Raw genomic sequence first — 13,692 nt, 5'->3', positions numbered from 1 at the left:
CCCGCCAACCCACCCAGTGAGGGGGATGCATGTCTGCGCCCGAATCAGGGGACAGCCCAGGTTCGTCACAGCGCAAATCAGCGGTGCTCCTGGCACTGCGCTACTACGGACGTGAGGTCCGGCGCGGCAAGCGCTACGCGATACCCGCGCTTTCCTTGCCCGCCTTGGGAAACGTCTGCCTGCAGTACGTGTTGCCGTTGATCGTGGCCACCCTCGTCGGTGACCTCGCCGACGGCGGCCAGATCCCGGTCATCGGCTACCTGCTGGCGTTCGCCGGAGTGGCCCTCGCGGCCGAGGTCCTCTGGCGGATCGGCATCCACTGCCTCAACCGCACCGACGGCCAGGGCATCGAGAACCTGTACGTCATCGGCATGAACGAACTGCTGGCCAAGGACGCCGCGTTCTTCCACAACAACTTCGCCGGTTCACTGACCAAGCGGGTGCTCAGCTTCGCCTCCCGCTACGAGGAGTTCATCGACACCCTGGCGTTCTCGGTGGTGGCCAACCTGATCCCGCTCGCGTTCGCCTCGGTCGTGCTCTGGCTCTACAACCCCGTCCTGGTCGCGGTCCTGGTCGGGCTGCTGCTGGTCACCGCCCTGGTCATCGCGCCGTTGATCCGGCGCCGCCAGAAGCTCGTCGACCAACGCGAGGCCGCCTACGCCCGGGTGTCCGGGCACGTGGCCGACAGCATCATGAACATGGAGACCGTGCGCGCCTTCGCCGCGGAGGAGCACGAGGCCGCCGAGCACAAGAGCCGCGTGGCCGAGAGCCGCACGCTCGCCCTGCGGTCATGGGACTTCGCCAACCTGCGGATCGACACCCTGGTCGCGCCGCTGTCGGTGCTGGCCAACTCGCTCGGCCTGCTGCTCGCGGTCACCCTCGGCGGCGGGCTGGGCATCGAGGCCATCGTGGTCGCGTTCACCTACTACTCCAACGCCACCCGGATCATGTTCGAGTTCAACCAGATCTACCGCCGGCTGGAGAGCTCGATGACCGAGGCGGCCCAGTTCACCGAGCTCCTGCTGGACCCGCCCAAGGTGGTCGACCCGCCCGCTCCCGAACCGCTGCGGCCCGCCCCGGCCGACGTGGTGTTCCGGAACGTGACGTTCGGCTACGGCACCGGGCCGGCGTTGTTCCGGGAGATGAACCTGACCGTCCCCAGTGGATCGAAGCTCGGCCTGGTCGGCCGCTCTGGCGGCGGCAAGAGCACGCTGGCCCGGTTGCTGCTGCGGTTCATGGACATCCGCGACGGCGAGATCCTGATCGGCGGCCAGGACATCGCCAAGCTGCGCCAGGCCGACCTGCGCAGCCTGATCGCCTACGTGCCGCAGGATCCGGCGATGTTCCACCGGACCCTGCGGGACAACATCGCGTTCGCCCGGCCGGACGCGACCGAGAAGGAGATCATGCAGGCGGCCACCGCGGCGCACGTCACCGAGTTCGCCTCGGCACTGCCCGACAGGTTCGACACCATGGTCGGCGAACGCGGCGTGAAGCTGTCCGGCGGTCAGCGCCAACGGGTCGCGCTGGCCCGGGCGATCCTGCGGGACGCGCCGATCCTGTTGCTCGACGAGGCCACCAGCGCACTGGACTCGGAGAGCGAAATGCTGGTACAGCAGGCGTTGTGGCAGCTGATGGAGGGCCGCACCGCCCTGGTCGTCGCGCACCGGCTGAGCACCGTGGCGCGGATGGACCAGCTCGTCGTGCTCGACCACGGCGAGATCATCGAGCAGGGTACGCACACCGAACTGCTGGCACGGCAAGGCACCTACGCCCGGCTGTGGTGCCACCAGTCCGGTGGCTTCCTCGACGAGAAGGCCGGTATTCCAGAGATGCGGCACTGACCCAGGCGAACACCCGCCGCCGCCTTCCCGCGCCGGACTGGGCTTCCAGCGGCCACACTGACAGCTGGAAGCCCAGTCCGGCCGGGAGGCCGGGTTCATCACAGTGTGTCCCAATGGAACGCTCAGAAGGCGATCGGCACGTTCACCAGTACCTACCACAACACGGTAATCGGTTGACCCCATGTGACAACCTCAAGGCGTGCCGACCCTCCGCCTCGCCACCACAGCGGATCTCCCTGAGATCGCCGCGCTGATGAAGTCGTCCGTGGACGACCTCTTCCCCGCCTTCTACACCGGCCCGCAGTCCGCCAGCGCCGCCGTCTACCTCACCGAACCGGACACCGTGCTGCTCGATGACGGCACCTACTTCGTGCAGCACACCGAAGCGGGCGAGATCGTGGCGTGCGGCGGGTGGAGCAAACGCGACAAGCTCTACACGGGTTCCGGTGCACAGCCCGGAGATGCGCGCATGCTCGACCCCGCCACCGAGCCGGCGCGCGTGCGGGCGATGTTCGTGCGCGGCGACTGGACCCGGCGTGGGCTCGGCCGGGCGATCCTGGACGCCTGCGTCAAGGCCGCCACGGAGTGCGGCTTCACTTCGCTGACGCTCATGGCGACGTTGCCTGGAGTGCCGCTGTATCAGGCGTACGGCTTCCAGGAGAGCAGGAAGACCATGGTTCCGTTGCCGGACGGGGTCTTCCTCGAGGGCGTGGAGATGCACTACCCCCTGACGTAGTAGGTCGGCGGGTAGCTAATCGTCGGCGGCCACCGACTCTTCCTGGCGCTCGTGACGGCCGCTCTCGTCGAGGGCCGACACCAGGTCCGCCGCGTCCCACTGCCTGTCGTCGTGCTCGTTCGGGTGGTGACGCCCCACGGCACTCCCCTTCGGTCGCCTTCTTTGCGAGCACGGAGTACCCACTCCCACCGCGGCCAATCCTCCTGATCCGGAGCTTGTGTCGATTTCGTCACTCTGGAATTTACGAGTGGCGTAGTCGTGAACCTTGTCTCACCGGGTCCCGGCCTGCGCGGGTCCGGGGGTTGGGTAAGATCCGAAGGCTCCGTTGAACCAGCAGCGGATTTTCAAATTTTGCTGCTGGTGAGCCGTGTCCACGTGCTCGCCGCTGGCGTGGAGGACGGGGCGAATTGGCGAGTGACCGTGTGGTCGAGCTGCTGGATGAGGTCACGGCCGCGTTGGCCGATCTGACCGAGGCTCTGACCGCCGACCCGGGCAGTGTCGAGATCCTCGACGCGGTGTGCGCGGAGGCGGTAAGAGTGGTGCCGGGCGCGGACATGGCGAGTATCACGGCGATCCGGGACGATGGCGCGCGGACGGCGGCCTTCACCGACGAGTCGGCGCGGCAGGTCGACCTTGCGCAGTACCAGGCGGGCATCGGCCCGTGCCTGCAGGCCGCGGCGACCGGTGAGACCGTCCGGGCGTCGACCGAGACGGCGAGCGAGCTGTGGCCGGAGTTCGCGGCCTCCGCCAAACGGTTCAAGGTCCGCAGCTATCTGGCCGCACCGCTGCGCGTGGACGAACACCTCACAGGTGCGATCAACCTGTTCGGGTTCGGCGACCACGGGTTCCAGGAGATCGACTCCAAGCTGCTGGAGCTGTACACCACCGTGGTGACCTTCGGCCTGCGCACCAGCCGCCGCTATCACGAGACCCGGGCGCTGGCCGACCACCTGGAGACCGCGATGCGCAGCCGTGCGGTCATCGAACAGGCCAAGGGCATCCTGATGGCGGTGCACAAGATCAGCGACGAGCAGGCCATGGACCACCTCATCGCGCGGTCCCAGCGGGTGAACATCAAGCTGCGCGAAGTGGCCGCCGAGTTCGTGCGCACGATGAGTACCCGCTAGCCGCGCCCCGCCGGCGGCCAGGCGATAGACTCACGCCTCCCACCAGCTTTCCAGGAGGCGCAGGAATGCCGGACGCAATCGGCGAGTCCGCCCCGCTGCGATTCGACATCCGGCAGGAGCAACGAGCGACCGTGGTGTCGGTGAGCGGCGAGATCGACATCGACACCACCCCCGACCTCACCGACGTGCTGACCGACAGCCTTCCGGAGACGGATATGCTGGTCCTCGACCTCACCGACGTCGGCTTCATCGACTCGATCGGCCTGCGCGCCCTGGTGGACATCCACCTGAAGGCCGCGGCCGCCGACCGCGCGGTGCGACTCGTGGTCGGCGACGGCGCCACCCGGCGCCCCATCGAGATCTCCGGCCTCAACCAGGTCCTGTCGGTCTACCGCGACCTCGACGAAGCCCTCACCTGACCGTCCACATCGGACACACCCGCCCGCTCGACCACGATGCGGGGGCAACGACACCGCCATCGCGGCAAGCAGATGGGTGCCTGGCTTCGCTGCGAGGCCATCGGCTGGGTGAGTGTCGGAGACACCTGGTCTGGCGCGTGGACTCGACCTGCGAGGTCAGGCCGGGGTCATGTGGGCTGAGTTGGCACGGACTCGCACCGCGAGGCGAGGCCGAGTTCGCCGGGGCGCGGTCATGTGAGCCGGGTTGACATAGAGGCAAAGCCGAGCTGAGTTGCCAGGGACACCTGGTGAGAGCCGGGTTGGCGGCTGGCCTCACACAGCGCCAGTTCTCACACAGCCTCGACCCCGCAGTGTCAGTCCTCGCCGAGCAACCGCTGCCCCTCCCGAGCCCACTCAGCGCGAGTACGAGCAACCCGAGCGATCCCCTCAAAGACATGCGCCTTCAACCGCGCGATCCGGTCATGATCGGCGGGGTCCCGCCGGGTCAACCGCTCCCGCAGCAGCGACGTGTCCTTGGCCAGCAGCCGGTCACGATGCGCCTCGGCATCCGCGGCCGCCTTCTCCTGCTCGCTGATGAACTGGGCCAGCACGTGCTGTGCCTGCTCGGCGCTGATCATGTCGAAGTTCAGCGCCTGCACCAGGAACGGATCCCGCGGCGGGCCGGGGTCGTGCGGCGTGGCCAGCCAGCGGTCGAGTTCCTCGAGGCCCTTCTCGGTGACGGTGTACACCGTCCGGGTCAGGCGGGGGCCGCGTGGTTCGTCGTCCCCGCCGATCAGCCCGGCACGTTCCATCCGCCGCAGTGTGGGGTAGATCTGGCTCTGGGGGGCGGCCCAGATCCAGCCCGCCGAGCTGTCGAAGAACCGGACCAGGTCGTACCCACTCATGGGGCGTGCTTCGAGCACCCCCAGCAACGCGTGCTGAAGCGACATGAAGGGATCCTAACCGTCTATGCGCAGGCACACGGTTTTCGGCTCAGTGAAGAACTCTCTGCTGAACGAGCCGCCCTCGCGGCCGACGCCCGAGTGCCCGGCGCCGCCGAAGGGTGCCCGCAGGTCGCGCACGAAGAAGCAGTTGACCCAGACGTTGCCGCTGCGCAGGGACGCCGCGACGCGGTGGGCTCGGTGCACATTGGACGTGAACACCATGGCGGAAAGCCCGTACGGCGTGGAGTTTGCCAGCGCGACGCCGTCTTCCTCGGTGTTGAACGGGGTCACCGTCACAACCGGTCCGAACACCTCGTCGCACTGGACCGGCGCCGCCGCGGGCACGTCCGTCAGGATCGTGGGCCGGACGAACCAGTCGTGGTCGAGGCCACCGGTCACGATCGACGCCCCGCCGAGCGCGGCCGGCTCGAGGTACCGGCTGACCTTGTCGAAGTGCTTCTTGCTGGCCAACGGGCCCAACGTGGTCTGTTCCTGCGCTGGGTCGCCCATGACCATCGCCTCGGCGGCGGCCACGAACCGCGACAGGAAGGTGTCGTACACCCCGCGTTGGACGAACAGCCGCGAACCGGCGAGGCACACCTGCCCGGTGTTGCCGAAAGCGGCCTTGATGGACCACTCGACCGCACCGTCCACATCGGCATCGTCGAAGATGACGTTGGCGCCCTTGCCACCCAGCTCGAAGCTGACCGGCGTGAGGTTCGCGGCCGCGGCGGCGCCGATCGACTTGCCGGTGAGCGAGGACCCGGTGAACGTCACGCGGTCCACCCGCGGGTCGCGCACCAGGGCCGCGCCCGCGTCGCCGTAACCGAGCACGACGTTGAGCACGCCGGCGGGCAACCCGGCTTCCAGCGCGAGCTTGCCCAGAAGTGCCGCCGAACGCGGGGTGTCCTCCGCGGGTTTGAGCACGACCGTGTTGCCCCAAGCCAATGCGGGCGCCACTTTCCAGGTCGCGAGCATCAGCGGGTAGTTCCACGGTGAGACGGCGGCGACCACACCCGCCGACTCGTAGCGCGTGTAGGTGTGGAACCCGGCGTCGGACGGGAATGCCTCGGCGGCGCTGAGCCGGGCGTGGTCGGCGAAGAACCGGATGTTCTGCGCCGCGCGGGGCACATCGTGCGAGGTGGCCGCGGAGATCGGCTTGCCCATGTCCCGGCTTTCCGCCTCGGCCAGCACGGCCGCGTTCTGCTCGACCAGATCGGCGAAGCGGTGCAACAGTTTCCCGCGTTCCGCGAACCCCATCCGGGGCCAGGCGCCGGTGTCGAACGCCTCCCGGGCGGCGAAGACGGCGGCGGAGGTGTCCGCCTCTCCCCCGCGCGCCACGGTGGCGTAGCTCTGCATGGTGAACGGGTCGATGTCGTCGTAGGTCGCGCCGTCGACGGAGTCGGTCTCCTCGCCGCCGATCACGTGCTGGATCTTCATGCGGTGCTCTCTTTCAACTGGACTTGGGCGCGCACTGGGAACTGCCGGCCCAGCACCGGCGAGGCGGGCACCAGGGCCGCGGCCACCAGGCCGAGCACCGCGACGGCGGCGAAAAGGTAGAAGTTCCAGGCATATCCGGCCCCGGACGCGAGCACCAGGCCGCCGGCTGCGGGACCCAGGATCGCTCCGAGCCGGCCAACGCCGAGCGACCAGCCGATGCCGGTGGACCGAGCGGTGGCCGGGTAGTAGCGGGTCACATAGACGTTGATCAGGTTCTGGGTGCCGATGGTGCCGTAGCCCGCGATCGCGACAAGCACGTAGATGATCGCGACGGACGGCTTCACGGCCAGGAACGCGATGCTCGCGGCGGCCAGCAGGAAGGACACGACGAGCACGGGCCGGGAACCGAACAGGTCGGCCGCGCGGCCGCCGAGCACGGACCCGACGATCGAGCCAAGGTTGAACACCAGCAGGAAGCTCAGCGCGGAGCCGAGCGGGAACTGGGCCTGGCGCATGATCTGCGGCAGCCAGGTGTTCATGCCGTAGACCATCAGCAGCGCGCAGAAGCTGCTGATCCACAACAGGATCGTGCCGGTGCGGAAACCGGGGCGGGCCAGTTCGCGCAGGCCGGTCAGCAGCGAGCGCTTAGCCGGGCGGGCAACCTCGGGCACCGGCACGCCGAGTCGTTCGGCGAGCGCCTCGGCCTTCTCGGTCTCCCCGCGCAACACCAGGTACTCCAACGACTCCGGCAGCCACTTCAGCGCGACCGGCACGACGATGAGCACGGGCGCGGCGCCGATCAGGTACATGGTCTGCCAGCCGGCGGCCGGGATCACCGGGATGGCAAGGGAAGCGGCCAGGATGCCGCCGACCGCGTAGCCGGACTGCATGACCGCGTAGGTGATGTTCTGCTTGCCCTGCGGGGCGTACTCGACGACGAGCGCCGCCGCGGTGGGCATCAGGCCGCCGAGACCGATCCCGGCGAGGAACCGCAGCACCCCGAACATCTCCGGCGACCCGGCCACCGCGCACAACGCGGTGAGCACGGAGAACCAGCTGACGCAGGCGATCATCGTGCGGCGCCTGCCGATCAGGTCGGTGATGGTGCCCACCAGCAGGGCGCCGATCAGCATGCCGATCAGGGCGTAGCTGCCCAGCCTGCCCGCCTCGGCCGGGCCGATCTTCCACTCCGCCAGCAGCGAGGGCACGGTGGTGCCGTACACCACCAGGTCGTAGCCGTCGAAGGCGACCGATAAGCCGCACAAGACCACGACCATCCACACTGTACTTCCGGTGACGCGACGCTGGGCCATGACCGGGGTCCTTTCACGACGTGCTGAGGTACTGCCAGATGCGTTCGAGGAGTTCCGGTCCCGTTGCCGCCCAGGCCTTCTGCTCGTCGGGCGACAGCGGGAGCGGGATGCCGCCGCAGCAGGCGGCGAGCAGGGTGATGCGGCTGGTCTCCGCCAGGATCCACATCCGGGCGACGGCCTCGCCGACGGTCGCACCGACCGTCACCGCGCCGTTTCCCTTGAGCACACAGGCGAATCCGTCGCCGAGCGCGTCGGCCAGGGCACGCCCCATGGCGGGCTGGCGGACCAGCCGGGCGTCTTTGTGCACCGGCACGCACCCGCCCAGGAGTGCGCCCTGACCGTGCAGCGGGACAAGGGAGAACCCCGCTGCCGACGCGGCCGCCACCGAGGGCGGCTGGGCCCGGCAGACCGCACCGACATCGGGCCGGGCGGCCGCGATCGCGGTGTGGATCCATGCCTCACGAGGAACGTCCGGGGGCAGCTCGCCCGCCCGCACCGGCAGCAGCGGATAGGGGCCGGGGCCGAGCCGGCCGGGTGGCCGCGGCGGCGTGATCACCAGGGTGCCGGCGTCCAGCCGGGCGCTGACGTGCCCGAACGCGGTGACCAGGCCGGTCTGGGCCAGCACCCGCCCGGCGGTGGCCAACTGCTCCGAGAGTCGCTCCTGAGACATGCAGGATATATTTACCTGTATCTACATACCTGTCAATAGTTACTTGACGTGTATACGTATACCTGTTGTAAGTTACCTGGCGGCGGCCACTCAACGGAGAATTGATCACACAAAGGGGAAGGCGATGGTTATCCATCTTCAGGACATCGCATACGTCCGGTCCGGCACCACGGACATGGCCGGCGCCGTGAGCTTCGCCGTGGACATCGTCGGGCTCGAGCTGATCGAACAGACCGACGGCCAATCCTGTCTGCGAGCGGACAGTCGTCACCACTGTCTGGCCTTTGTGGACGGTCAGGAGGGTGTCCTGGCCACCGCCTTCACCGTCACGGACGAAGGGGCCCTGCAAGACGCCGAGCGGGAGCTGGAAATGCTCGGTGTCAAAGTCGTGCGCGGGGACAAGGCCGGCGCGGCCGCCCGGCACGTCCGCGATTACCTGGCCTTCGAGGATCCGTTCGGCAACATCGTCGAGCTGGTGACCGACCAGGTCCAGGTCCCCAGCCCGGTGCGGTTCGGCCGCGAGGCCGGGATCACCGAGTTCGGCCATCTATGCGTGGACGCACCCGACGTGCGGACGGCGTACAAGTTCTGGTCCACGGTGTTCGACGCGCGGGTCTCCGACTGGATCGGCGACCTGGCCTGCCTGATGCGCATCGATCCCATGCACCACAAGCTCGCCGTGTTCAGGGGTGACGGCCCTGGCCTGTGCCACCTGAACTTCCAGGTCGGGTCGATCGACGACGTCATGCGCAGCTGGCACTTCCTGCGGGAGCACGACGTGGAGATCGAGATGGGCCCGGGGCGCCACCCGCAGTCGACCGCGATCTTCCTGTACTTCAAGGGTCCGGAGGGCCTGACGTACGAGTATTCGTTCGGGGTCAGGGAGATCACCGACGAGCAGGCCTGGCGGCCGCGCTACTTCGACCCGGCCGAGCCGGACAGCATCGACCTGTGGCGCGGGCCGACCAGCCGCCCCGGTACCCAGCCCCAGCTCGCGCGGCTGGGCGACCGGTGAATCCCGATCGAAGGAGCGAGGGTGTGACCGAATGCCCCGGCAGGTGGACGGTCGAGCGCGCCGCGGTGGCGTTGCTGAACCGCGAGGACAGCCGTACCGACGGCGGGCCGGTCACCGATTTGTGGCCGGATCTCGACCTGGAGACCGCCTACCGGATCCAGGACGAGACGCTGCGGCTTCGGCTGGCGCGTGGCGAGCGGCTGATCGGCGTCAAGCTCGGGCTGACCTCGCGGGCCAAGCAGCAGCGGATGAACGTGTCCAGCCCGCTCACCGCGTGGCTGACCGACGCGATGGTCCAGCCCGCGGGCACGCCGGTGCCGATGGACCGGTTGATCCACCCGCGGGCCGAGCCGGAGATCGTCTTCGTGCTCGGCCGCGACCTGCAGGGCCCCGGGGTGAGCGCGGCGACCGCGCTGGCCGCGGTGGACCAGGTGCTGGGCGGGGTGGAGATCATCGACAGCCGGTACACCGATTTCCGGTTCACGCTGCCCGATGTGGTCGCCGACAACGCCTCCTCGGGCACGTTCATCACCGGCCCGGTGACCCGTCCGGTCGCTGGTCTGGACCTCTCGCTGGAGGCGTGTGCGCTCGAAGTGGACGGTGTCGTGGTGGACACCGCGACCGGCGCGGCCGTGCAGGGGCACCCGGCGGAAGCCTTGGCGCTGGCCGCGAACGACCTGGGCCGCCGGGGACACGCGTTGCGGGCGGGCTGGATCGTGCTGACTGGCGGCATGACCGACGCGGTGGCGATCCGGCCGGGCACCACCGTCACGGCGAACTTCACGTCCCTCGGCCGGGTTGTGGTGGGAGGCTGACATGCCGATCGTGTCCATCCAGGTCGCGCGGGGGCGGGACCCGGAGACGTTGCGCGCCTGCCTGCAGGCGGTGCACGAGGCGGTGCGCGACAGCCTCGGCGTGCCGGATGCGAGCGTGCGGGTGCTGCTGACCGAGATCTCCCCCGCGCTGTGGAGCTCCGGCGGCGAGACGCTGGAAGAGCGCTCTCACAAAATGTCGCTTTCGTCGTGACTTGATTAAAGGCATGCAGTACCGTCTGGCGTGGGCGCGCCGCCAATGACGGAAAGGAATGCCTATGTCCGACTTCCTGAAGGCGTGCGCCTTGCCGCCCTCTTCGACGTCCGGGTCCGGCCTGTCCGGCTAGGCCGTTCCCCGGGCGGACAACCCCTGCACTCCGGTCGCGCCCTGCCTGCGTGAGACCGGGGGTCACTCCGCGTCCGCTGCCGCGATCCCTGCCGCATCAGCAACGCGACTCGCTCTCGCGCGCGCTTTTATTGTCATGCAACAGGAACCGCGGTGACGGGCCCGATCTCGAAAGGGACCGTTCATGCGTTCACTATCGTCCTGGGGGAAGCTCCGGACAAGATGGGGTGCCGGCGCTGCCGCCCTGGCCACCGTCGCGACCGGGGTGACAGTCGCGCTGACCAGCACGGCCCCCGCCGCTGCCACGGTGCTGCCCAACGGGTTCCGCAGCATCGGTTACATGCCGTCCTGGTCCGGCAGCGTCAACGCCGTCCAGTACACCAAACTGACCCACATCAACTACGCCTTCGTGCTGCCGAACTCCAACGGCACCCTGCAGGGCGTGCCGGACGGCAACAAGCTCTCGCAGCTGGTGTCCCTGGCGCACAACAACGGCGTCAAGGTGTCGCTGTCGATCGGCGGCTGGAACGACGGCAATGACTCGGCGTTCGAAGCCCTGGCCGGCAACGCTGGTGGCCGCACCAACTTTGTCAACGGTGTTGTCAACTATGTCAACCAGTACAACTTGGACGGTGTCGACATCGACTGGGAGTACCCGGATCCCGGTCAGTCCGGCAACAACTACACGGCGCTGATGCAGCAGCTGTCCACGGTGATGCACAGCCGGGGCAAGCTGCTCACTGCGGCTGTGGTGTCCGAGGGCGGTACGGCCAATGGTGTTCAGCCCGCGGTGTTCGCGGCCGTGGACTGGCTCAACATCATGGCCTACGACGGCGGCAGCCCGCACGCCAACTACGACTGGTCGATCAACGCGGCCAACTTCTGGAAGGGCCGCGGCCTGCCGGCCAACAAGACGGTGCTGGGTGTGCCGTTCTACAGCCGGCCCGGTTACCTGACCTACGCGCAGCTGGTCGCGATGAACCCGAACAACGCCAACGTCGACTGTGTCAACGCGAACGGCGCTCAGCAGTGCTACAACGGCCTGCCGACGATCCGCCGCAAGACGCAGTGGGCGATGGCCAACGCGGGCGGGATCATGAACTGGGAGCTGTCGCAGGACACCTCCGGAAGCACGTCGTTGGTGAGCGCGATCTACGAGACGGCGAACGGCGGCGGGGGCCCGAACCCGCCGACCGGGAAGACCGGCCCGATCACCGGCATCGGCGGTAAGTGCGTCGACGTCGCTGGGGCCAACTCCGCCAATGGCAGTGCTGTGCAGATCTATACGTGCAACGGCACGGGCGCGCAGACGTGGACGGTCGGCACCGACGGCACGATCCGCGCTCTGGGCAAGTGCATGGACGTGTCCGGCGCGGGCACGGCCAACGGCACCGTGATCCAGTTGTGGGACTGCAACGGCACCGGCGCTCAGGGCTGGCAGGCGCAGTCCAACGGCACCGTGCGCAACACCGGGTCCGGGCGGTGCCTGGACGCGACCGGCCGTAGTTCGGCCGACGGCACGCGGCTGCAGATCTGGGACTGCTCGGGTGGCACCAACCAGGTCTGGCAGCTGCCTGCCTGATTCTCGGTGTTTCGGTCCCGGCGTGGTGGCGAGACCGCGCCGGGACGGCCAGGATTACCGGTCATGCCGACCCTCACCGTCAACGGCGTGCCGATCTCGTACTCCGACACGGGACCGCGGGACGCGCCGGTCGTCCTGTTCGGCCACGGGTTCCTGTTCAGCGGCTGGGTGTTCCACCCGCAGATCGCCGCGTTGCGGGACCGCTACCGGTGTGTCGCCATCGACTGGCGCGGCCAGGGCGGCACGCCGGCCACGGCCACCGGGTACGACATGGACACGTTGACCGCGGACGCGATCGGCCTGATCGAGAACCTCGACCTCGCACCGGTGCACTGGGTCGGGCTGTCGATGGGCGGGTTCGTCGGGATGCGGATCGCCGCCCGGCAGCCGGCGCTGATCAGGTCGCTGATCCTGCTGGACACCAGCGCGGGACCGGAGGAGCCGGGCAAGGTGGGCCAGTACAAGCTGCTGGGCCTGGTTCAGCAACTGACCGGCCCGGGTCCGGTGATGGGCCAGGTCAAGAAGGCGATGTTCGGCCCTGCCTTCCTGCGCGACCCGGCCAGCAAACCCCTGATCGACACCTGGGTCACCCAGATCCGCGCGCAGAGCCGCACCGGCATCCGCAAAGCTCTGCGCGGCGTCACCGACCGCCTCCCCATCGAGGACGAGATCCCCGCCATCACCGCCCCCACTCTCATCGCCGTCGGCGCCGAGGACGTGTCCACCCCGCCGGACAAGGCAAAGCGCATCGCCGAGCTCATCCCCGGCGCCCGCCTCGAGATCATTCCCGACAGCGGCCACACCAGCCCGCTGGAACAACCCGCGAGGATCACCGCCCTGCTGGAGGAGTTCCTCGCCCGGAATTCGTCATGAATGGTCGCGGTCCGGCGCAAGGTTCAGTCAAGGTCGCCGCCCTACGTTGACGAGGAAAGGCCCATCAGCGGGCCTGCTGTCATCAAGGGGGGACATTGATGCACGTCCATTGGAGGAGACTGGCCGGTCGCCTGGCCGCGATTGGACTGGCCGTTGTGGCTTTGGTCGCGGCCAGTTCGGCCGGAGCGTCCGCCGCCCCGGCGGCTTCGTTCAGGATCCAGAACCAGTACAACAGCCACTGCCTCGTGAACTACGCGCGGGGAGGGCCCCTGTATGTGGGCAACTGCCAGGACGACGCGTACCGGTACTGGAATCTGATCAGCACCAACCAGACCAGCACTTACCTGATCCAGAACGCCCGCAATGGCTCCTGCCTGTCGTACAACGGCAGCTCGCTGGTGAGCGCTGCATGCGATGGTCTTGACGGGAATCAGTATTGGCATCTCGGCCCATTGGCGGGAGGTACGCCAATTTGGTGGGGCGTGACTAACAGGTGTCTGAGTGTCACCGGGCCACGAGGCGTGTACGTCCACAATCCGTGCAATGGAACCAGCAAGTACGACATCTGGAAGTCCCCGCCTGGGTGAGACGC

The 13,692-nt window shown here is 68.4% G+C and carries 15 protein-coding genes; 10 read left to right on the top strand and 5 right to left on the bottom strand.

The features are described from left to right. Positions 1–83: 83 nt before the first annotated feature. Both AB0J95_RS13175 and AB0J95_RS13170 read left to right on the top strand, forming a co-directional pair. Positions 84–1,844 (top strand): ABC transporter ATP-binding protein, encoded by a 1,761-nt coding sequence (locus AB0J95_RS13175; RefSeq protein WP_364756622.1) that lies wholly within the window; start codon positions 84–86, stop codon positions 1,842–1,844. 199 nt (positions 1,845–2,043) lie between these two features. After that, the gene (locus AB0J95_RS13170) at positions 2,044–2,580 is read left to right on the top strand and encodes a GNAT family N-acetyltransferase (protein ID WP_364756621.1); all 537 of its coding nucleotides are present in this window, start codon (positions 2,044–2,046) and stop codon (positions 2,578–2,580) included. 15 nt (positions 2,581–2,595) lie between these two features. On the opposite strand, the gene AB0J95_RS13165 is transcribed toward AB0J95_RS13170, so the two are convergent. Then, positions 2,596–2,718: a hypothetical protein gene (locus AB0J95_RS13165; RefSeq protein ID WP_364756618.1), complete on the bottom strand. Its 123-nt coding sequence runs from the start codon at positions 2,716–2,718 to the stop codon at positions 2,596–2,598. A gap of 269 nt (positions 2,719–2,987) precedes the next feature. Between AB0J95_RS13165 and AB0J95_RS13160 the strand changes: the two genes are divergently transcribed. Together AB0J95_RS13160 and AB0J95_RS13155 are read left to right on the top strand one after the other, a co-directional pair. Beyond that, on the top strand, positions 2,988–3,707 hold the full coding sequence (locus tag AB0J95_RS13160; RefSeq protein ID WP_364756615.1) for a GAF and ANTAR domain-containing protein: 720 nt from the start codon (positions 2,988–2,990) through the stop codon (positions 3,705–3,707). Between the two features lie 65 nt (positions 3,708–3,772). Next, the gene (locus AB0J95_RS13155; protein WP_364756614.1) at positions 3,773–4,126 is read left to right on the top strand and encodes an STAS domain-containing protein; all 354 of its coding nucleotides are present in this window, start codon (positions 3,773–3,775) and stop codon (positions 4,124–4,126) included. A 353-nt stretch (positions 4,127–4,479) separates the two neighbouring features. Here the strand turns inward: AB0J95_RS13155 and AB0J95_RS13150 are convergent, their stop codons facing one another. From AB0J95_RS13150 to AB0J95_RS13135, 4 genes are read right to left on the bottom strand one after another with little or no spacing between them, the layout of a single operon-like run. Continuing rightward, positions 4,480–5,055 (bottom strand): PadR family transcriptional regulator, encoded by a 576-nt coding sequence (locus tag AB0J95_RS13150; RefSeq protein ID WP_364756611.1) that lies wholly within the window; start codon positions 5,053–5,055, stop codon positions 4,480–4,482. 9 nt (positions 5,056–5,064) lie between these two features. Further along, entirely contained in the window at positions 5,065–6,489 is a 1,425-nt protein-coding gene (locus tag AB0J95_RS13145; RefSeq protein WP_364756609.1) for an aldehyde dehydrogenase, read from the bottom strand. Further along, entirely contained in the window at positions 6,486–7,802 is a 1,317-nt protein-coding gene (locus AB0J95_RS13140) for an aromatic acid/H+ symport family MFS transporter (RefSeq protein WP_364756608.1), read from the bottom strand. Before AB0J95_RS13140 ends, AB0J95_RS13145 begins: the two co-directional genes overlap by 4 nt. Before the next feature lie 13 nt (positions 7,803–7,815). After that, positions 7,816–8,472, bottom strand: coding sequence for a class II aldolase/adducin family protein (locus tag AB0J95_RS13135; RefSeq protein ID WP_364756607.1), 657 nt, complete (start codon positions 8,470–8,472; stop codon positions 7,816–7,818). A 124-nt stretch (positions 8,473–8,596) separates the two neighbouring features. Here AB0J95_RS13135 and AB0J95_RS13130 point away from each other — a divergent pair, with 124 nt between their 5' ends. The 6 genes from AB0J95_RS13130 (at position 8,597) to AB0J95_RS13105 (ending at position 13,687) form a co-directional block, all read left to right on the top strand. After that, positions 8,597–9,487: a VOC family protein gene (locus tag AB0J95_RS13130; RefSeq protein ID WP_364756606.1), complete on the top strand. Its 891-nt coding sequence runs from the start codon at positions 8,597–8,599 to the stop codon at positions 9,485–9,487. A gap of 65 nt (positions 9,488–9,552) precedes the next feature. Beyond that, positions 9,553–10,302, top strand: coding sequence for a fumarylacetoacetate hydrolase family protein (locus AB0J95_RS13125; protein WP_364757193.1), 750 nt, complete (start codon positions 9,553–9,555; stop codon positions 10,300–10,302). 1 nt (position 10,303) lies between these two features. Further along, on the top strand, positions 10,304–10,513 hold the full coding sequence (locus tag AB0J95_RS13120) for a tautomerase family protein (protein WP_364756605.1): 210 nt from the start codon (positions 10,304–10,306) through the stop codon (positions 10,511–10,513). A 316-nt stretch (positions 10,514–10,829) separates the two neighbouring features. Then, positions 10,830–12,227 carry a glycosyl hydrolase family 18 protein gene (locus AB0J95_RS13115; RefSeq protein ID WP_364756603.1) on the top strand — a complete coding sequence of 466 codons (1,398 nt, stop codon included), beginning with the start codon at positions 10,830–10,832 and terminating at the stop codon, positions 12,225–12,227. A gap of 63 nt (positions 12,228–12,290) precedes the next feature. Further along, the gene (locus AB0J95_RS13110; RefSeq protein WP_364756602.1) at positions 12,291–13,100 is read left to right on the top strand and encodes an alpha/beta fold hydrolase; all 810 of its coding nucleotides are present in this window, start codon (positions 12,291–12,293) and stop codon (positions 13,098–13,100) included. A gap of 98 nt (positions 13,101–13,198) precedes the next feature. After that, entirely contained in the window at positions 13,199–13,687 is a 489-nt protein-coding gene (locus tag AB0J95_RS13105; protein ID WP_364756600.1) for a ricin-type beta-trefoil lectin domain protein, read from the top strand. The last annotated feature ends 5 nt before the right edge of the window (positions 13,688–13,692 follow it).

Source organism: Actinocrispum sp. NPDC049592, assembly GCF_040675465.1.
In the GTDB taxonomy this organism is placed as follows: domain Bacteria; phylum Actinomycetota; class Actinomycetes; order Mycobacteriales; family Pseudonocardiaceae; genus Kibdelosporangium.
The sequence above is the reverse complement of the archived record's forward strand: the minus strand, read 5'-3'. Positions and strand labels throughout refer to the sequence as shown.

Excerpts from the sequence above, each read along its gene's own strand:
- AB0J95_RS13105 (WP_364756600.1), top strand. The coding sequence starts at position 13,199 with ATGCACGTCCATTGGAGGAGACTGGCCGGTCGCCTGGCCGCGATTGGA.
- AB0J95_RS13130 (WP_364756606.1), top strand. The coding sequence starts at position 8,597 with ATGGTTATCCATCTTCAGGACATCGCATACGTCCGGTCCGGCACCACG.
- AB0J95_RS13155 (WP_364756614.1), top strand. The coding sequence starts at position 3,773 with ATGCCGGACGCAATCGGCGAGTCCGCCCCGCTGCGATTCGACATCCGG.
- AB0J95_RS13110 (WP_364756602.1), top strand. The coding sequence starts at position 12,291 with ATGCCGACCCTCACCGTCAACGGCGTGCCGATCTCGTACTCCGACACG.
- AB0J95_RS13135 (WP_364756607.1), bottom strand. The coding sequence starts at position 8,472 with ATGTCTCAGGAGCGACTCTCGGAGCAGTTGGCCACCGCCGGGCGGGTG.
- AB0J95_RS13150 (WP_364756611.1), bottom strand. The coding sequence starts at position 5,055 with ATGTCGCTTCAGCACGCGTTGCTGGGGGTGCTCGAAGCACGCCCCATG.
- AB0J95_RS13120 (WP_364756605.1), top strand. The coding sequence starts at position 10,304 with ATGCCGATCGTGTCCATCCAGGTCGCGCGGGGGCGGGACCCGGAGACG.
- AB0J95_RS13140 (WP_364756608.1), bottom strand. The coding sequence starts at position 7,802 with ATGGCCCAGCGTCGCGTCACCGGAAGTACAGTGTGGATGGTCGTGGTC.
- AB0J95_RS13145 (WP_364756609.1), bottom strand. The coding sequence starts at position 6,489 with ATGAAGATCCAGCACGTGATCGGCGGCGAGGAGACCGACTCCGTCGAC.
- AB0J95_RS13115 (WP_364756603.1), top strand. The coding sequence starts at position 10,830 with ATGCGTTCACTATCGTCCTGGGGGAAGCTCCGGACAAGATGGGGTGCC.